Origin of the sequence: Haloarcula salina, from assembly GCF_049603855.1 — an archaeon.
GTDB lineage: Archaea > Halobacteriota > Halobacteria > Halobacteriales > Haloarculaceae > Haloarcula > Haloarcula salina_A.
The window spans coordinates 3,004,251-3,020,499 of the sequence record NZ_CP187146.1 but is presented as its reverse complement, the minus strand read 5'-3'; the positions used below and the strand labels follow the sequence as shown (position 1 = coordinate 3,020,499).

Below are 16,249 nucleotides of genomic sequence, written 5' to 3'. Positions count from 1 at the left end.
CCCCATGAGTGAGGTGGGGGACCCGATTTCGGTCCGGTACGTCGGCGGCGGTCGGAACGACGACCGAACTCGGCGGGCGGTCGCGGCCCTCGAATCGGAACCGTCGATCCGATCCGTCCACCGCTCGACGGGGACCGCCGACGCCATCGAGCAGTGCGCGTCGGTGCCCGTCGACTGCGTGGTCTGTGAGTTCGACGCGCCAGCAGTCGACGGCCCGTCCGTGCTGGACGCCCTCGACGACGCAACGCCGTTCGTCGCGGTGTTCGACACCGGCGACGGGTCTCGGGAGCTCACCGCGCTGGAGCGCGGCGCGGCCCGCACGCTTCGCCGGCCGCCCGACGCCAGTCGGTGGCCGGACGTGCTTGTCTCGACGGTCCGCGACGCCGTCGAACAGCGCCGCCTCGTCGAGCACACGGGGGACGCAGAGAAGCGGTACCGCTCGCTGTTCGAGAACAATCCACACATCATCTGGGAGGAGGACTACTCGGCGAGCAAGCGGCGACTGGACGAGATCACGTCGCGCGTCGACGACCTCGAAGCCCACTTCGAGGCCAACCCCGAGGTCGTCCGCGAACTGATGGCCGATATCGATATCGTCGACGTCAACGAGAACGCGCTGGCGTACTACGACGCCCCGTCGAAGGAGGCCCTCCTCGACAACCTGGACACGGTGTTCACCGACGAGGCCTACGAGTCGGCCGTGGGGATGTGGCTCGCGCTCGCCGACGGCGAGACGACCTACCGCTGGGAGACCGTCGGCCGGACGCTGTCGGGTGAGCGCAAAGACGAGATCATCGAACTGAACGTCCCGACGGAGTACGCCGACACCCTCGAACGGGTGTACCTGACGGCGACGGACATCACCGACCGGAAGCGCCAGGAGCGCGAACTCCAGCGACAGCGCGACCGCCTCGACGAGTTCGCGAGCGTCGTCAGCCACGACCTCCGGAACCCGCTGACCGTCGCCGAGGGCCACCTCGACCTGGCGATGGAGGACTGCGACAGCCCGCGGCTGGCGGACGTGGCGCGGGCCCACGACCGGATGCGGTCGCTCGTCGACGACCTGCTGGCGCTGGCCCGCGACGGCCGCCTCGTGGACGACCCGGACCCGGTCCCGCTGTCCGTGGTCGTCGACGCGTGCTGGAACACCGTCGAGACCGGGGCGTCCACGCTCGTCGTCGACACCGATCGGATCGTCCACGCCGACGAATCGCGCCTCAAGCAGTTGTTCGAGAACCTCCTCCGGAACGCGGTGGAGCACGTTGGGGGTGCGGTGGCCGTGACCGTCGGCGACATCGACGAGTCCGATTGCCAGGGATTCTACATCGAGGACGACGGCCCGGGAATCGCACCCGATGATCGCGACGCCGTTCTCGACGCCGGATACACGACCGTCGAGGACGGGACCGGGTTCGGGCTGGCTATCGTCAGGCAGGTCGCCGACGCCCACGGCTGGGACTTTCGCGTCACCAGCGGCGATGGCGGTGGCGCCCGCTTCGAGTTCACCGGCGTCGATGTCGTCCCGGTCCGCTGACGACCGCGTCCGGGTGAGGTAAACGATTATTGTCTAGCATCATGTATGCCATCACATGACAACCGCGTATCTCGCGAGCACGGCGCTGATGGGCGTGCTCGTGATAGCGGTGGTGGTATGGATGATCCGCGGCCGCGGCTGGTATCACTACCGCCCGCCGGAGTCGACGGGTGACTGGTCGCCGGCGACCGACCGCGGGAGTCGCCTCGAAGCGATGGCCGGCCGGCCGGTGACCTGGGTGGTCGCCTTCGCGGTCCTGGTCGTGGGCTTCGTCCTCGGGGTCATTGCAGCCATCTCGGGCCCCGTCGAGAGCCAGGCCACAGCCGGGCTGGCGGTGGCCGTCGCCGGCGGCCTCGTCCTCGCCGGATACCTGCTGTTCGGTGTGTACCTCTCGGCCACGCGCCGCGGCCATCCCCGATCGCTGGCGGTCGCCGAGTCCGCGACCGTCGCGGGCGTCCTCTTTCTCGTCGCGGTCAGCCTCCAGTTGCTGGCCTGACCCCCTCGGTCACAGAATCGAGTACGCCGCCGCGCCGGTCAGCGCGAGCGCGGCGACCGTGCCGCCGGCAACGAGGTACGTGACGGCGCGCGGTTCCCAGCGCAGGTGCTGGTAGTAGGCGGCGACGCCGACGGCCTTGATGACCGACAGCACCATGATGACGGCGAAGGCGATCCAGTACGCGCTCTCGACGAGGCCGGCGAACTCGACGACGGCCTGCGCGGTCGCGAACACGAACAGTACGACGTATATGACGGTGTATCCTTTCCAGTCCATTGTTCTAGAGGATGTAAAACAGCGGGAACAGGAACAGCCAGACGATGTCGACGAAGTGCCAGTACAGGCCGAAGTACTCGATGGCCCTGTCGTCGCCCTGGTAGGCCCCGTTCCAGGCCCTGACGGCCATGTACGCACAGATGATGAGCCCGATGGTGACGTGGGCTCCGTGCAGTCCCGTGGTCAGGTAGAACGTCGACGACGCGATGTTCGTCGAGAGGTTCCACCCGTTCGGGAAGGCCTCGCTGTGGATGTGGAACAGGTGCTGCCACTCAAGTCCCTTGTTGATGAGGAAGCCGACGCCCAGCGCGAACGTCCCGACGAGCGCGGCGACGGTGCCGCGCCGACTCTCCCGTTCGGCGGCGACCATCGCCAGCACGACGAGGAAACTCGACGTGAGCAACAGGTACGTGTTGATGAGGCCCGGCATCGTCACGTGCTCGGCGGGAATGAGGTCGTGGTGCCAGGCCGTCCAGCCGTAGGCGACCCGGACGAAGGCGTAGGAGCCGATGAACGCCCCGAAGAGGACGATGTCGCTCGCCAGGAACGTCCACATCCCGAGCTTCATCTTCTCGACCGACGAGAAGGGCCAGCGCTCGGCGATAGCCATCTCCGGCGCGTGGAACGGCTCGCGGGTCATCCCGAACAGCGACCCGAACGTCACGAGGCCGCCGATCGCCGCCATCGACAGGTACACGACACTCCCCGTCCGCACGCCTGAGAGACCGAGGAACGTGACGAAGCCCCCGAGACTGATCAGGAACGGCCAGAAGCTCGCGTGGCTGGCGTGCTCCTCGCCGGCGGTCTCGTGGGCCGGCTTCATCGCGGTGGCCGTCGCCGCGGCTCGGGTCGTCACGGCCCCGCCGTCGGCCGCGGTCCCGCCGTCCGTCGCGGCGTGGCCGTGCGCCGCGGCCCCGGGCGCACCTTCGGTCCGCTCCGCCACCGTCTCGTCGTCGAGGAACTCCAGTTTGCCGGTGGCGTAACTGGGCACGCCGGGGAAGTTCTCTAGCGGCGGCGGCGAGGACACCGCCCACTCGGCGGAGGTGGCGTACTCCCAGGGGTTGTCCCCGGCGTCCTCGCCGCGCCAGAGGCTGACGAAGAGGTTGTAGAACATGATGAGGAAGCTCGCGCCCAGCACGAACCCGCCGACGGTCGCCATCGAGTGCCAGATCTGCAGGCTCTCGGGGTAGACGAACACCCGCCGCGGGGTCTCCCAGGCGATGAACATCGGGAAGTACAGCAGATTGAAGCCGACGAAGTAGACGGCGAACTGGATCTTCCCCAGGCGCTCGTCGTACATCTTCCCGGTGATCTTCGGGTACCAGTAGTACAGCCCGCCAAACAGGGCGGTCGCGCCCGCGACCATCACGTAGTGGAAGTGCGCGACGACCCAGTAGGTTCCGCGGAACTGGTAGTCGAGCACGATAGCTCCGAGGAAGACGCCCGTGATGCCGCCGATGATGAACAGGAGGAGCGCGCCCAGCGAGAACAGGAACGGCGTGGTAAAGCGGACCCGTCCCTTCGCCATCGTGTAGATGAGCGAGAACACCATCAGGTCGAACGGCAGCGAGATGCCGATGGTGGTCGCCATGAAGATGGTCTTGATGGGGAGGTTGATGCCGGTCAGGAACATGTGGTGCATCCAGACGACGAAGCTCTGGATCGCCACGAGCACCATCGAGATGATGAACCACTTCCGGCCGACGAGGCGCCGGCCCGTGAAGGTCTGGAAGCACTCGGCCATCACGCCGAGCGCGGGGAAGAAGACGATGTACACCTCGGGATGGCCGAAGAACCAGAACAGGTGTGCCCACAGCAGCGACGCGCCCGGGTTGTCCGCGTCGGTCGCCATCGTCGTCCCGTCGATAGAGTACCGGAAGTAGGTCGTCCCGAGGATGTGATCGGAGGCCAGTATCATCAGCGCGGCCAGCAGCGCCGCGAACGCGAACAGCATCATCCAGACGGTGAGGTTGATCGACAGCGAGAAGATCGGGATGTCCCGCATCCGCAGGCCCTCGGCGCGCATGCGGTACATCGTCGTCAGGAAGTTCACCGACCCGAGCGTCACGGCGGCGGTGAACATGATGAGCGCGAGCACGACTGAAGTCGCACCCAGCCCCTCGCCGGGGATGTACGCCGGCGTGTTCAGCGGGGCGTACATCGTCCAGCCGCCGGCGAACGTCGAGCCCTGGAAGAAGGAGACCCCCATCAGGAGCCCCGAGAACAGGTACAGCCAGTACGACAGCGCGTTCAGGCGCGGGAACGCGAGGTCGTCGGCGCCGATCTGGAGCGGCACGACGTAGTTGGCGAACCCGAAGGCGAAGGGCGAGATGAACCAGAACACCATCAGCAGGCCGTGGGTCGACACCGCCTGGTTGTACCCCATCTGTCCCAGCAGGTCGGCCCCGGGCGTGATGAGTTCGAGCCGGAAGAGCAGGGCCAACACCCCGCCGAAGACGAGGAAGAACAGCGCGGTGATGAGATACAGGACGCCGACGTCCTTGTGGTTCGTCGTGAGGAACCATCGGCTCACCGACGACTTCGGCGGCAGACCGTGCTCGTGGTCGTGGCTCACGCGCCGACACCTCCCGCGGTCGCGGCCGGGAGCGTCCCTGCGGTCGGGGTTCCGAGGCTCGCCGATTCGGTCGCGGTTTCGGTCCCGTTCGCTGCCGTCTGGTTGCTCCCGGTTCCAGTTTCGTTGTACCACGACTCGTACTCGTCCTGGGGCAGCACGCGGACTTCCGCGATCATCAGCGAGTGGCCGCTGCCACACAGTTCGTAGCACTTGGCCTCGTACGTGCCCGTCTCGTTCGCCGTGAACCACGCCGACGTGTACTGGCCGGGGACGGCGTCAGTCTTGACGCGCAACTCCGGGATCCCGAAGTTGTGGAACACGTCCCGCGAAGTCACCTGTAATCTGACCACCCGGTCCTGTGGCACGTAGAGCGTGTTCGTCGTGTGGTTGTTCGGATAGGCGAACTCCCACCCGAAGCGAAAGCCCTCCACGTCGATCTCGAGCGCGTCCGTCTGGGCTGGGTCCGGTCCTTGCTCGATGTAGAGCAACTGCGAGTACGTCCAGGCGATCAGCGACACGACGATGATGGCGCTGATGCTGAAGGAGTAGAACACCTTCCGGCCGCCCGAGCCGCCGGTGGGCATCTCGCCCATCTGGGGGCGCTCGACCTTGTCCGCGTAGGGGTCAGCACCCCCGTCGTCGCGGTACTTGAGCGCGTGATACATCGTGTAGGCCACGACGACGATTCCGACTGCCGTCCCCAGTAGGAGGAACACCTCGAAAATCTGAGCGAATACCTCACTGGGTGCCCTGACACCGCCACCATGCAAGGGGAACACTGCCGCGGTGCGTGGTAACACGAAGCTCGACATTTCCTACATGATTATTCCCAACAGGTATTAGGTATTGTGGACACCCGGGGCCCCCTATCAATCTCGACCCCGATATGTGCGGGAACTTTTTTATCTACTGGTATGTTACGACACACCATGGAAGACACGTCCACTGGCGTCGACGACCCCGTGTCCGACGAGTCGTTCACCGACGCCGAGGAGTTCGACAGCCTCGCGGGTATCCTGGCCGACGGCGTCGTCGGGGCCGCCGGCGGCTTGGTCGGGACGGCGATGATGACGGTCGTCTTCCTCATCGCGCAGTCGGTCGGCGCGTTCAGCCTCTCCGACTTCGCCATCCTCACCGAACTCGTCGGCCTGACCGGCTACGTCCCCGAGGTGCTGTTCGGCTTCTTCATCTTCCTCGGCGGCGGGATGTTCCCGTGGCCGCTGTTGTTCGCCTCGCTGAAGGCCTACCTCCCGGGCGAGTCCGACGCCGTCAGCGGCGCGTTCTTCGGTGCGGCCATGTGGACCGGCTTCGTCCTCGCCTTCTACACGGACCAGTCCGGCCTCACGCTGGCGCTGTACGCCGTCCTGACGCTCGTCGCCCACGTCGTCTACGGCGTCGGCCTCGGAATGGTGTTCACCTACTTCTCGACCCGACCGGACTCCATCGTCTGAGGACCGCCCGATTTTACGTGCTACCGCACTCCCAGCGGTGAGCGTCGGCCGCACGTGACCGCTACGTTTGTGTCCCCGGCGGTCACACCGGCCCATATGCACTTACAAGACGCCACGTGGACGGACGCCGACGCCGTCGAGACGGACCTCGCGGTGCTGCCGGTCGGGAGCACCGAGCAACACGGACCCCACGCGCCGCTGGGGACGGACGTACTGACCGCCGAGGCAGTCGCCGACGCCGGCGTCGAGCGCTACGACGGCGAGGTCGTCGTCGCGCCGGCGGTCCCGGTTGGCATCGCCGAGGAGCATCGTCACTTCACCGGGACGCTCTGGGTCGAGGAGGACACCTTCCGCGATTACGTCCGCGAGACGGTCGCGAGCCTCGCACACCACGGCTGGGACCGCGTCGTCGTCGTCAACGGCCACGGCGGTAACATCGCGGCCCTCCGGGAGGTCTGCGCTCGCATCTCCCGCCACGACGACGCCTACGCCGTCCCCTTCACCTGGTTCGACGCCGCCGACGCCCCGGACATGGGCCACGGCGGGCCGGTCGAGACGAGTCTGCTCCAGCACGCCCACTCCGATCTCGTCCGCGAGGACCGACTGGACGAGGCCGCGGCGGACGGTGCCGACGGCTGGGGCGAGTGGGTCAGCGGCGTCAATCTGGCCTACGACTCGGCGGAGTTCAGCGAGAACGGGACGGTCGGCGACCCGCGCGAGGGCGGGGCCGACCGGGGAGAAGAGTTGCTGGACGACGCGAGCGAGGCGCTTTCGACGCTTCTTTCGCGCGTGGCCGAGCGGGACCTGAGCGACCGACGCTGACTCAGGCTTCCGCCTCGGCCTCGCCGTCGCCGTCGGCCTCGGCGTCCGCGCCCTCCTCGTCCTCGAACTCCTCCAGCGTGCTGCGGAGTTGCGGGATCGTCGCGGTCAGGTCGCCGACCTGCTCGCGGGCGTCGTCCACGTCGTCGACGAGGTCGGCGATGGTCTCGATCTCCTCGGCGAGGTCGTCGGCGTCCTCGAAGGCGTCGGCGCGTTCGCCCATCGTGTACCACTTCTTGGCGTCCCGCAGGTGGTCTTCCGCGTCGCCCACGTCGAGAGCGGTCTTGAGCGCGTTGAGCACGCCGAGCGTGTTGTCTGCCTCTACGTCCCAGACTGCGTCGGCCTCGGGGAGCGCCTCGCGGGCCTTCGACAGCGACTCTTCCACGTCCGTGCGCATCTCGTTGGCCGCCTCGCCGAACAGTTCGTCGTCGTCCAGACTCGTCTGACTCATGCCTCCCGATTCGAGCGGTGTGGGGTTAAAAGCCCGCCTGAAAGTGAAAGTGAAACCGCAAGACGTGAGCGGGCGGTCGCTCGCGAAACCGAAAACGAATCAGGCGGTCAGGCCGAGCGAATGTCCGCGCGCACGTCCGGGATCGGGTCGAGGTCCGCGTCGATGTCGCCAAGCACCAGCATCGCGTAGTACCGCAGAAACGTCGTCAGCGGCACCTGAATCAGCGCGCCGACGACGACGAACGCGAGGAAGCCGAGCGTGCCGACGATGCCGACCGCGGCCCACGCCAGCGTCCCGCCGCTACCGAGCGCGAGGAACAGGACCAGCCCGAGCAGGCCGAACGGGATCGCCATGACGATGAAGGCGATGACCCCGAGGATCGCCTGCAGGATGCCGACGCCGATCTGGAGGACGATGGACAGCCCGAAGTACGCGAGGTACTGCTTGGGCTCGGCTTTCATCGATCCCCAGAGCCGGCCCCACCCGGAGAGGACGCCCTCGTCGTTCGCCGTCATCATGGGGACGACGAACACCGTGGTGAAGCCGAAGACGACGCCATAGCTGACGGCGAGCACCGCGAACACGACGATGAACAGCCCCGACAGCCCGACGATGCTCGACGCGCCGACGTTCGCCATTTCGCCGCCGAGCGCCAGGAAGAACACGGCCGCGCCGATGGCGAGCGCGACCCCGAGCCAGACGACGCCGAGCGCGAGGCGGAACAGGAACAGCTGGAATCCGTTCCCGACGTGGTCGCTGAAGTACCGCCGGACGTGGATCTCGCGGTCGATGAGCGCCTGCGTCAGCACGAACTCCATGAAGTTGCTCAGGATGCCGTAGACGAGCGCGAGCAGGACGAACAGTCCCACCAGCGCGAGGACGAGGAACCCGAGGCCGGCGAGGGCTTCCGTGGGCACGTCCGATGGGACCCCCGGCTCGGAGACCTGCAAGAGGGCGTCGCCGGGCAGTCCCGCGACCGATTCGAGCGGCGCTGACAGCGAGAACTCTCCGCTCGCCGAGCCGCCGCTCCCGCTTCCCGGGCCGCCGTTGCCGAAGTCGCCGACGTTACTGAACGACTGGACGTTGTTCAAACCGCCGCCGCCACCGCCGATGAAGAACACGACGAACGCCATCTTGAGCCACGTCCACTTCTCGAACGGGAAGAGAAACGACTTCGTGGCGTCGATGGCGTCGTCGATGTCGTCTACTGCGTGGAGGGCCATGTGAGCAGAGACTCACCTGCCTGTCGCGTAAAATTTTCGGAGGGGTGACAGTGATTCATACGGGCTGTCGTCATCGCGCCCGGTGACGGCCGCCGCCTCGCTCTGTCTCCTCCTTTCACTCGCGCACCGCATCGACCTGCATCAGCGGGTAGCCGTCCGCCATCGCCATGCTCGTCTCGACGGTGACGCCCTCGTAGTCGACGACCATCTCGACGTCGACGAGCCGACCCGTGAGTTCGGTGTAGTCCGCGCCGGCGTCCTCGATGGCCGCTGCGAGCGCCTCCTCGTTCACCGAGACGGTGACTGACTCGCAATACGGCTGGTTCTCGATGGCCTCCTCCATCGCCGTCGCCAGCGAGTCTGCGCTCTCGGGGCTGACCGGCGTCCCGGCGAACTGGTGATACAGCGAGCCGAACTTGATGCCCGCCTCGAAACAGGCGGTCTGTGGCGTCGTCGGGTCCATAGCCACGGGTCGCCGGCGCGACACAAAAGCGAACCGCAAGCTACCTATTGGGGGCGGCGTATCTTACACTCGAATGGACGATTCGGTTCTGCTCACCGGCGCTGGCGGCGCTGTGGGGGCGGCCATCCTCGAAGGCATCGGGGACGCCTACGAGTGGAAGCTCATGTTCCACAGCCCGCCCGCCGAGGAGCCCGACTACGAGTACCTCGTCGGCGACGTAAGCAGCGAAGACGACGTGGCCGAGGCGATGGACGGCGTCGGCGCCGTCGTCCACCTCGCCGGCGACCCCCGGCCCGAAGCCCCCTGGGACTCCGTCCTCTCGAACAACATCGACGGGACCCAGAAGATGTACGAGGCCGCCGTCGCGGAAGGCGTCGAGAAGTTCGTCTTCGCCTCCTCGAACCACGCCGTGGGGGCGTTCGAGACCGACGAGCGCACGCCCGAGCTGTACCGCCCCGCCGACGACTACCGCCTCGACGGCACGGAACTGCCCCGCCCCGGCAACCTCTACGGCGTCTCGAAGGCCACCGGCGAGGTGCTTGGCCGCTACTACCACGACGAACACGGCATCTCCGTCTGTAACATCCGCATCGGCAACCTCACCCGCGGCCATCCCCCCATCGACTACGAGCGCGGCCAGGCGATGTGGCTCTCCTACCGCGACTGCGCTCACATCCACGAGTGCGCGCTGGAGGCCGACTACGACTTCGAGATCGTCTACGGCATCTCCGACAACGACCGGAAGTACTACTCGCTGGAGCGAGCGAAAGAAGCGCTCGGCTACGACCCCCAGGACAACTCCGCGCACTTCGACGGCGAGGAACGCGTCGCCGAACCGGACGCGTAGCAACTCTCGTTTCCCGACACCGGCTCTCGCGCTCAGTCGAACAGCCCGCGCACGTCGTCGTCTTTCTGCTGCTCTCGGTCCACGTGATCGCGCAGTCGCTGATAGACTACCGGTCGCTGGTCGCGCTCGCGGACGAACGAGAACAACATTCCGACGAAGCGCTCGCCGCCCCCGTCGTCGAGTTCGGCCCGCGCGTAGTCGACCGCCGCGTCGATAGTGTCTTCGTCGTAGCCGTCGGCCTCGGCCAGGACAGCGGCGGCGACGGCCGTCGCCTCGAAGTCGAGCGCGTCGTAGTCGACCGCCTCACCCTCGTGTGTCAGCACCGGCGGGTCGACTCGCCCCGCGTAGCGCGGGTCCGCCGCCGTCTCGCCGAGGAAGCTTCGCACGTCCGCCAGCGCGACGCCGCGGTAGGGGTCTGAGAGGGAACCGAGGTACTCGCTCGCGCTCTCTGCCAGCCCCTCCGCGCCGGACCAGTTCTCCCGCGTGGCGTGGTGAACGACCGCCGTGAACTGGATGAGGCCGTGGAGGAAGCGCTCGTCGTCACCCGAATCGAGGTCCAGCCAGTAGTCCTCCCACGCGTCGTGGGCGGCGTGATAGCGGCCCTCGTTGTAGACGGCGATGCCGGCCCGGAGGTGCGCGCGCATACTCGTCCGTTGGCCGGGCCGGCGGAAAACCACACCGGCCTGGAGGTGTACGCGAGTGTACGCTCGTGAACGCAGTGATCGTTCGGACGGAGTTCCACGCGAGCACCGCGAGCGTGGAGCACGGCCGACCGAACAGGTCGGCCGGAGATTTGAACAGGTGACAGACGGTCGCTCCCTTCGGTCGCGCTGCGACTGTCGTGTTCAAATCTCCGTGAGTTATTTTCACATTCCACAGACTCCTCGCTACGCTCGTCGTCTTGTGGAATGGAAAACGTCCGGACGGAGATTTGAACTCCGGTCCCTGGCTCCGCAAGCCAAGAGGATAGTCCACTACCCTATCCGGACTCATATCGAGAGAGGGTGGTCCCTCTAAAAAGGGTGACGGTTCGCCTACCGCCACGCGACGAGTGGACACACCTCGCTGAAAGGCGAATTTGAGCCACCGACAGGACCTTTCGCGTGCCCGATAATCGTCACGTATGCGACGGCGACAGTTCGTCCGGTGCGTCGGCGTGGTCGGAGCGGGGGCGCTTACAGGCTGTCTCGGTGACGACTCGGGGACCGGCGAAACGCCCACGGACCAGTCGGCCGACGGGCCGACCGTGACCGACACCCAGTTCACCGTCACCGGGCGCGCCTCGGGTACGCAAGTGAGCGACGCGACCATTTCCTTCGAGGACGAACGGATCGTCGTCGAGGGGACCATCTGGGGCGCGAACGGCTGTAAGACGGCCGAGTTAGTGGATGCGGCGTACGACGGCGACGCCGACGAACTGACGGTCGCCGTCGCCGTGACCGACCGCGAGGGCGCGGGCGGCGGGTGCACGCAGGCCATCGTGGAGATCGACTACCGTGCGGTCGTGACGGTCGACGGCGGTCTCCCGGGGTCGGTCACAGTCACGCACGACCACGGCGACGGACCGTCGGCGGTGGCGACGGTGACGCTCTGAGTCGGCCCAGTTCGCGCGACCGCCGGCCGCGGCCGAGCGTTTATATCCCATCCCGCGACCAGACCGGTGTGATGGACGATCTGACCTCGAAACCGACGGACAGCGGCCCTACGACCGCCCAACGACAACGCTTAAGCGCGCACCAACCTTGCGTCCCATAGATAGATGGGTGCGATAGAGGAGATCTACGAGGACCTGGAGACGGACGTCTCCGAGGAGGAGTTCCGCGAGGCTGTCGAGGAGAAGGTCGAGCAGATGGGGGGGCTCGCGGACGAGGAGACGGCCGCGATGTTGCTCGCCCACGAACTCAACGAGAACGAGGTCAACGCCATCGCCGACATCGAACCGGGGATGAACGAGGTGAAGTTTCTGGCGAAGGTGCTGTCGGTCGGCGATCTGCGCACGTTCGAACGCGACGGCGAGGACGAAGACGGCCGCGTCATCAACGTCGACGCCGCCGACGAGACCGGGAGCGTCCGGCTGGCGTTCTGGGACGGCCAGGCCGTCGACATCGACGACGGGGGGCTGGAGGTCGGCGACGTGCTGCGCGTCAAGGGCCGGCCGAAGGACGGCTACAACGGGCTGGAAGTGTCCGTCGACAAGGCCGAACCCGACGAGGACGCCGAGATCGACGTGGAGCCGGGTGCCGGCTCGTCCATCGACTCGCTGACGATGGGCCAGTCGGACGTGACCCTCCGGGGACTGGTCCTCGACACCGATTCGATTCGGACGTTCGACCGGGACGACGGCAGCGAGGGCCGGGTCGCGAACCTCACGCTCGGCGACGAAACCGGTCGCATCCGCGTCACGCTGTGGGACGACCGGGCCGACCGCGCCGAGGAACTGGACGCCGGCGCGGCCGTCGAAGTCGTGGACGGGTACGTCCGCGAGCGCGACGGCTCGCTGGAACTGCACGTCGGCGACCAGGGCGCGGTCGACGAGGTCGACGAGGACGTGGCCTTCGAACCGGAGGCAGACGCGATCGACCGCGTCGAGATCGGCGACACGGTCGACATCGCCGGCGTGGTCCGCTCGGCCGACCCCAAGCGGACGTTCGACCGTGACGACGGCAGCGAGGGACAGGTCCGCAACGTCCGAATCCAGGACGCCACCGGCGACATCCGCGTGGCGCTGTGGGGCGAGAAGGCCGACGCCGACATCGCGCCGGGCGACGAGGTGCTGGCGGCCGACGTGGAGATCCAGGACGGCTGGCAGGACGACAAGGAGGCCTCCGCTGGCTGGCAGTCGACGGTCGTCGTCCTCGACGACGGCGCGAACCTGAACACCGGCGGTGCAGCGCCCGGCGCGGACACCGACGACTCGGCGAACGCCGGGCTCTCGTCGTTCGCCGACGGCGACGGCGGGGCCACTGACGCCGGGAGCGACGCGGGCGCTACCAGCGGGGGGACACCCGATGCGACCACCGACGACGCCTCCCAGAGCGCGGGCCAGCAGGTCGAGTTCACCGGCACCGTCGTCCAGACCGGCGACCCCGTCGTTCTCGACGACGGCGAGCAGACGATGAGCGTCGAGACCGGCGAGCGCGTCCAGCTCGGTCAGGAGGTGACGGTCCGTGGCGAACTCCGCGACGACCGCCTCGACGCCGAGGACGTGTTCTGAGTCGCCGAGCGGCGCTACGGAAACTCTTAAGACCGCAACACTCCCGGGTTTGCGTATGAGTGTCGAGCTACCGTTCGCCCCGGTGGATGCAGTCATTCGACGGAACGCGGACGGACTCCGGGTGAGTGCCGACGCTGCGGAGGAACTGGCTCGCCGGATACAGGACCACGGGGCCACGCTGGCCGTCTCCGCGGCTGAGGAGGCCACGGCCGACGGCCGGAAGACGCTGATGCCAACGGACTTCGGCGTCGAAGGGGTCCCGGAGAAAGACGGACTCGAACTCCCCGTCGCCCCGGTCGACCGCATCGCCCGGCTCGACATCGACGACGACTACCGCGTCGCCATGGATGCCCGCGTCGCGCTGGCGTCGATCCTCGAAACGTATGCCGACGACACGGCCGCGGCGGCCGCGATGTTGGCCCGTCACGCTGACCGCCGGACCATCAAGGCAGCGGACGTCGAAACCTACTTCGAACTCGCCACGTACTACTGAATGAACTTCGGCTACCGCGAAGTCTGTCTGGACCACGACACCGGCCCGCGACACCCCGAGAGTCCCGACAGGCTTCGAGCGATACGGCGCGCGCTCAAGGAACACCACGGCGTCGAGTACGTCGCCGCGAGCGACGTCGACGTCGACCTCGTCACCGAGGTCCACGGGGCGGACTACATCGACGAGTTCCGGGCGTTCTGCGAGGAGGGCGGCGGGAACTGGGACGCCGACACCGTCGCCGTCGAGGCCACGTGGGACGCCGCGCTCGCCGCCGCCGGCCTCGCCGTCTGGGCCGCCGAGTCCGCGCTCGCTGGCGACGACGGCCGCGACACTCCCTTCGCGCTCGGCCGACCGCCGGGCCACCACGCCGTCGGCGACGACGCCATGGGGTTTTGCTTCATCAACAACGTCGCCGTCGCCGCGCAGGCGGCCCTCGAAGCCGACGCGGAGCGCGTCGCCGTCTTCGACTGGGACGTCCACCACGGCAACGGAACGCAGGACATCTTCTACGACCGCTCGGACGTGTTCTACGCCTCGATCCACGAGGACGGGCTGTACCCCGGCACGGGTGACGTCGACGAGACCGGCACCGGCGACGCGGAGGGGACGAACCTCAACGTAAAGTACAAGCCGGGGGCCGACACCGCCGACTACCTCGCCGCCATCGACGAGTGCCTCGCCCCCGCGATTCGCGACTACGACCCCGACCTGCTGCTCATCAGCGCCGGCTTCGACGCCCACGAACACGACCCCATCTCTCGGATGCGCGTCTCGACCGAGGGCTACGGCGCGATGACCGACCGCGTGCGCACGCTCGCCGACGCCTGCGGGGCCGACCTGGGCTTCGTCCTCGAAGGCGGCTACGGGCTGGACACGCTCGCCGACTCGCTGACGACCGTCCACGAGGTGTTCGACGGCTACCAGCCGATGGAGCCCGACGACGAGGTCAGCGACGACGCCCGCGACGTGCTCGACCGCCTCGCCGATCAGGGCTTCGGATCGAAGTAACGGGCCAGGTCGGCGCCGAAGTCCTCCGCGAGCGCCGCGATCTCAGTCCCGACCAGCAGATCGTAGCCGTCGGCTAGCGCCGATTCGACGTGCGGCCCGAGCCCCACGTCGAAGACGCGGTCGCTCGACAGGAATTCCGACGCGCTGGTGAACTCTCGCGGTCGCTCGACGACGTATCGGTCGCCGTCGATGAAGGGGCCGGCCACGTCCGGGTCGCCGTCGTACTTCTCGGAGAAGCCGCTCGCGTGCTCGCGGACGTGGACCGGCGGCCCCTCGTGGCGCTCGATGGCCGGCCGTTCGGCCACGGCGAGTTCGACGAACAGGACGGCGTCGCCCGTCGCGTCCCCGGCCCCCTCGGAAGCACTGGCACCGTCCGCGGCGAACGCCGCGGCTCGGAACACGTCGAACCCGCGGCGGTCGAGTTCGCCCCGCAGGCCGTCGAGCGACTTGCGCAACTGGGGCCAGAGCTGATCCTCCACCACGTCCGGGGCCGCGAACCGGAGTGCGACCGGCGTCGTCGCTCGTCGCTCCACCGTCGCCTCGACCTCGCTCGCGTCCAGCGGCTCCGGCTGGCGCTCGGTGAACAGGTCGGTCCGCGGGTTGTCCAACAGTTCTCGGGCGTAGTGCTGGAGCCGGGCGACGTTGGCGGCCGAACAGACCGCGGCGACGTTTCGCTCCGGGTCCGTCGGGTCGATGACCACCAGCGGGTCCTCGAAGGTCGCCGTCCCGTGGTCCGCCGGGTCGAGACGGACCGGTGGGTGCCAGTCCGCCGCCGCCTCGACCAGTCCGCGAAAGCCGCCGTACGCGAGCACCAGCAGTTCCGTCAGGTAGCCCGAGAACCCCCGCGTTCGCAGGTCGCTCCCGTACGCGCCGATGCCCTTCAGGAACTGCTTTGTCACCCGCACGTCGCCGGCGCTGTCCGCGTCCAGCCGTTCCTCCAGGTACCGCGTGTGAAACGGCGTGCGGTCGACCGCCGACAGGATCTCCGTGGCCGACTCGACCGCGTAGCACGGGACCAGGTCCACGGCGTAGCCGTCGCGCTCGCCGACGACGTAGGGGTGCTCGGCGTACTCCTCACGGCCCTCGGGCAACACCGCGTGGCCGACGGTCAACCCGTACTCCTCCAGCGTCTCCCGGTCCAGCGTCGGCGGGAAGCAGACGAACACGTCCACGTCCCGGTCGCCGGCGGTCCACGTCCCGCGCGCCGTCGACCCGACCTGGACGACCTCGGCGTCCACCGGCAGGTCGGCGACCGCCGCCTCGGCGTCGGCTATCACCGCGTCGGCGACCCGCTGTAACCGCGCTCGCTCGTCGTCGGTGGGCGAGACCCGCTCTCGCACCGCCTCGACGACGGCGTCGAACTCGTCGCTCATACCGCCGGTTACTCCCAGAGTGCGTG

The 16,249-nt window shown here is 67.8% G+C and carries 17 protein-coding genes and 1 tRNA gene; 9 read left to right on the top strand and 9 right to left on the bottom strand.

Annotated features, from left to right (window positions below; all coding sequences use genetic code 11):
• Positions 1 to 4: 4 nt before the first annotated feature.
• Positions 5 to 1,534, top strand: a complete 1,530-nt coding sequence (locus ACOZ4I_RS15335) for an ATP-binding protein (protein ID WP_424001059.1) — start codon at positions 5 to 7, stop codon at positions 1,532 to 1,534.
• A gap of 55 nt (positions 1,535 to 1,589) precedes the next feature.
• Positions 1,590 to 2,030: a hypothetical protein gene (locus ACOZ4I_RS15330; RefSeq protein ID WP_424001057.1), complete on the top strand. Its 441-nt coding sequence runs from the start codon at positions 1,590 to 1,592 to the stop codon at positions 2,028 to 2,030.
• A 9-nt stretch (positions 2,031 to 2,039) separates the two neighbouring features.
• Here ACOZ4I_RS15330 and ACOZ4I_RS15325 read toward each other — a convergent pair whose 3' ends face one another.
• From ACOZ4I_RS15325 to coxB, 3 genes are read right to left on the bottom strand one after another with little or no spacing between them, the layout of a single operon-like run.
• Positions 2,040 to 2,306 carry a cytochrome C oxidase subunit IV family protein gene (locus ACOZ4I_RS15325; protein WP_424001055.1) on the bottom strand — a complete coding sequence of 89 codons (267 nt, stop codon included), beginning with the start codon at positions 2,304 to 2,306 and terminating at the stop codon, positions 2,040 to 2,042.
• 4 nt (positions 2,307 to 2,310) lie between these two features.
• Positions 2,311 to 4,881: a cbb3-type cytochrome c oxidase subunit I gene (locus ACOZ4I_RS15320; protein WP_424001053.1), complete on the bottom strand. Its 2,571-nt coding sequence runs from the start codon at positions 4,879 to 4,881 to the stop codon at positions 2,311 to 2,313.
• A complete protein-coding gene (gene coxB / locus ACOZ4I_RS15315; protein WP_424001051.1) occupies positions 4,878 to 5,693 on the bottom strand; it encodes a cytochrome c oxidase subunit II in 816 nt (271 codons plus the stop codon). The genes ACOZ4I_RS15320 and coxB overlap by 4 nt, the downstream gene beginning before the upstream one ends.
• A 117-nt stretch (positions 5,694 to 5,810) precedes the next feature.
• On the opposite strand from coxB, the gene ACOZ4I_RS15310 reads away from it, so the two are divergent.
• Both ACOZ4I_RS15310 and ACOZ4I_RS15305 read left to right on the top strand, forming a co-directional pair.
• On the top strand, positions 5,811 to 6,332 hold the full coding sequence (locus ACOZ4I_RS15310) for a DUF6789 family protein (protein WP_424001049.1): 522 nt from the start codon (positions 5,811 to 5,813) through the stop codon (positions 6,330 to 6,332).
• A gap of 96 nt (positions 6,333 to 6,428) precedes the next feature.
• Positions 6,429 to 7,154: a creatininase family protein gene (locus ACOZ4I_RS15305; RefSeq protein ID WP_424001047.1), complete on the top strand. Its 726-nt coding sequence runs from the start codon at positions 6,429 to 6,431 to the stop codon at positions 7,152 to 7,154.
• Position 7,155: 1 nt separating this feature from the next.
• On the opposite strand, the gene ACOZ4I_RS15300 is transcribed toward ACOZ4I_RS15305, so the two are convergent.
• The 3 genes from ACOZ4I_RS15300 to ACOZ4I_RS15290 form a co-directional block, all read right to left on the bottom strand.
• A complete protein-coding gene (locus ACOZ4I_RS15300; protein WP_424001045.1) occupies positions 7,156 to 7,602 on the bottom strand; it encodes a DUF5790 family protein in 447 nt (148 codons plus the stop codon).
• Between the two features lie 107 nt (positions 7,603 to 7,709).
• Positions 7,710 to 8,825 carry a DUF7544 domain-containing protein gene (locus ACOZ4I_RS15295; RefSeq protein WP_424001043.1) on the bottom strand — a complete coding sequence of 372 codons (1,116 nt, stop codon included), beginning with the start codon at positions 8,823 to 8,825 and terminating at the stop codon, positions 7,710 to 7,712.
• A gap of 115 nt (positions 8,826 to 8,940) precedes the next feature.
• Positions 8,941 to 9,288, bottom strand: coding sequence for a dihydroneopterin aldolase family protein (locus ACOZ4I_RS15290; RefSeq protein ID WP_424001041.1), 348 nt, complete (start codon positions 9,286 to 9,288; stop codon positions 8,941 to 8,943).
• Between the two features lie 73 nt (positions 9,289 to 9,361).
• Between ACOZ4I_RS15290 and azf the strand changes: the two genes are divergently transcribed.
• Positions 9,362 to 10,135: an NAD-dependent glucose-6-phosphate dehydrogenase Azf gene (azf, locus tag ACOZ4I_RS15285; protein ID WP_424001039.1), complete on the top strand. Its 774-nt coding sequence runs from the start codon at positions 9,362 to 9,364 to the stop codon at positions 10,133 to 10,135.
• Between the two features lie 32 nt (positions 10,136 to 10,167).
• Here the strand turns inward: azf and ACOZ4I_RS15280 are convergent, their stop codons facing one another.
• Positions 10,168 to 10,779: a DUF309 domain-containing protein gene (locus ACOZ4I_RS15280; protein ID WP_424001037.1), complete on the bottom strand. Its 612-nt coding sequence runs from the start codon at positions 10,777 to 10,779 to the stop codon at positions 10,168 to 10,170.
• 272 nt (positions 10,780 to 11,051) lie between these two features.
• Positions 11,052 to 11,124: transfer RNA gene (locus tag ACOZ4I_RS15275), tRNA-Arg, on the bottom strand.
• Between the two features lie 134 nt (positions 11,125 to 11,258).
• On the opposite strand from ACOZ4I_RS15275, the gene ACOZ4I_RS15270 reads away from it, so the two are divergent.
• From ACOZ4I_RS15270 to ACOZ4I_RS15255, 4 genes are all read left to right on the top strand, one after another.
• Positions 11,259 to 11,729 (top strand): hypothetical protein, encoded by a 471-nt coding sequence (locus tag ACOZ4I_RS15270; RefSeq protein WP_424001035.1) that lies wholly within the window; start codon positions 11,259 to 11,261, stop codon positions 11,727 to 11,729.
• A gap of 165 nt (positions 11,730 to 11,894) precedes the next feature.
• A complete protein-coding gene (locus ACOZ4I_RS15265; RefSeq protein ID WP_424001033.1) occupies positions 11,895 to 13,349 on the top strand; it encodes a single-stranded DNA binding protein in 1,455 nt (484 codons plus the stop codon).
• A gap of 55 nt (positions 13,350 to 13,404) precedes the next feature.
• Positions 13,405 to 13,842 carry a histone gene (locus ACOZ4I_RS15260; RefSeq protein ID WP_424001031.1) on the top strand — a complete coding sequence of 146 codons (438 nt, stop codon included), beginning with the start codon at positions 13,405 to 13,407 and terminating at the stop codon, positions 13,840 to 13,842.
• Positions 13,843 to 14,850 carry a histone deacetylase family protein gene (locus tag ACOZ4I_RS15255; RefSeq protein WP_424001029.1) on the top strand — a complete coding sequence of 336 codons (1,008 nt, stop codon included), beginning with the start codon at positions 13,843 to 13,845 and terminating at the stop codon, positions 14,848 to 14,850. It abuts the gene before it with no gap.
• Here ACOZ4I_RS15255 and cca read toward each other — a convergent pair.
• A complete protein-coding gene (gene cca / locus ACOZ4I_RS15250; RefSeq protein ID WP_424001027.1) occupies positions 14,829 to 16,223 on the bottom strand; it encodes a CCA tRNA nucleotidyltransferase in 1,395 nt (464 codons plus the stop codon). The two genes, ACOZ4I_RS15255 and cca, sit on opposite strands and share 22 nt — an antisense overlap.
• Positions 16,224 to 16,249 lie beyond the last annotated feature (26 nt).

What these genes read in the sequence shown, in the direction of transcription:
- ACOZ4I_RS15330 (WP_424001057.1), top strand. Translation starts at nt 1,590, where the DNA reads ATGACAACCGCGTATCTCGCGAGCACGGCGCTGATGGGCGTGCTCGTG.
- ACOZ4I_RS15335 (WP_424001059.1), top strand. Translation starts at nt 5, where the DNA reads ATGAGTGAGGTGGGGGACCCGATTTCGGTCCGGTACGTCGGCGGCGGT.
- ACOZ4I_RS15295 (WP_424001043.1), bottom strand. Translation starts at nt 8,825, where the DNA reads ATGGCCCTCCACGCAGTAGACGACATCGACGACGCCATCGACGCCACG.
- ACOZ4I_RS15290 (WP_424001041.1), bottom strand. Translation starts at nt 9,288, where the DNA reads ATGGACCCGACGACGCCACAGACCGCCTGTTTCGAGGCGGGCATCAAG.
- ACOZ4I_RS15260 (WP_424001031.1), top strand. Translation starts at nt 13,405, where the DNA reads ATGAGTGTCGAGCTACCGTTCGCCCCGGTGGATGCAGTCATTCGACGG.
- ACOZ4I_RS15305 (WP_424001047.1), top strand. Translation starts at nt 6,429, where the DNA reads ATGCACTTACAAGACGCCACGTGGACGGACGCCGACGCCGTCGAGACG.
- azf (WP_424001039.1), top strand. Translation starts at nt 9,362, where the DNA reads ATGGACGATTCGGTTCTGCTCACCGGCGCTGGCGGCGCTGTGGGGGCG.
- coxB (WP_424001051.1), bottom strand. Translation starts at nt 5,693, where the DNA reads ATGTCGAGCTTCGTGTTACCACGCACCGCGGCAGTGTTCCCCTTGCAT.
- ACOZ4I_RS15255 (WP_424001029.1), top strand. Translation starts at nt 13,843, where the DNA reads ATGAACTTCGGCTACCGCGAAGTCTGTCTGGACCACGACACCGGCCCG.
- ACOZ4I_RS15325 (WP_424001055.1), bottom strand. Translation starts at nt 2,306, where the DNA reads ATGGACTGGAAAGGATACACCGTCATATACGTCGTACTGTTCGTGTTC.
- ACOZ4I_RS15310 (WP_424001049.1), top strand. Translation starts at nt 5,811, where the DNA reads ATGGAAGACACGTCCACTGGCGTCGACGACCCCGTGTCCGACGAGTCG.
- ACOZ4I_RS15270 (WP_424001035.1), top strand. Translation starts at nt 11,259, where the DNA reads ATGCGACGGCGACAGTTCGTCCGGTGCGTCGGCGTGGTCGGAGCGGGG.
- ACOZ4I_RS15265 (WP_424001033.1), top strand. Translation starts at nt 11,895, where the DNA reads ATGGGTGCGATAGAGGAGATCTACGAGGACCTGGAGACGGACGTCTCC.
- cca (WP_424001027.1), bottom strand. Translation starts at nt 16,223, where the DNA reads ATGAGCGACGAGTTCGACGCCGTCGTCGAGGCGGTGCGAGAGCGGGTC.
- ACOZ4I_RS15300 (WP_424001045.1), bottom strand. Translation starts at nt 7,602, where the DNA reads ATGAGTCAGACGAGTCTGGACGACGACGAACTGTTCGGCGAGGCGGCC.
- ACOZ4I_RS15280 (WP_424001037.1), bottom strand. Translation starts at nt 10,779, where the DNA reads ATGCGCGCGCACCTCCGGGCCGGCATCGCCGTCTACAACGAGGGCCGC.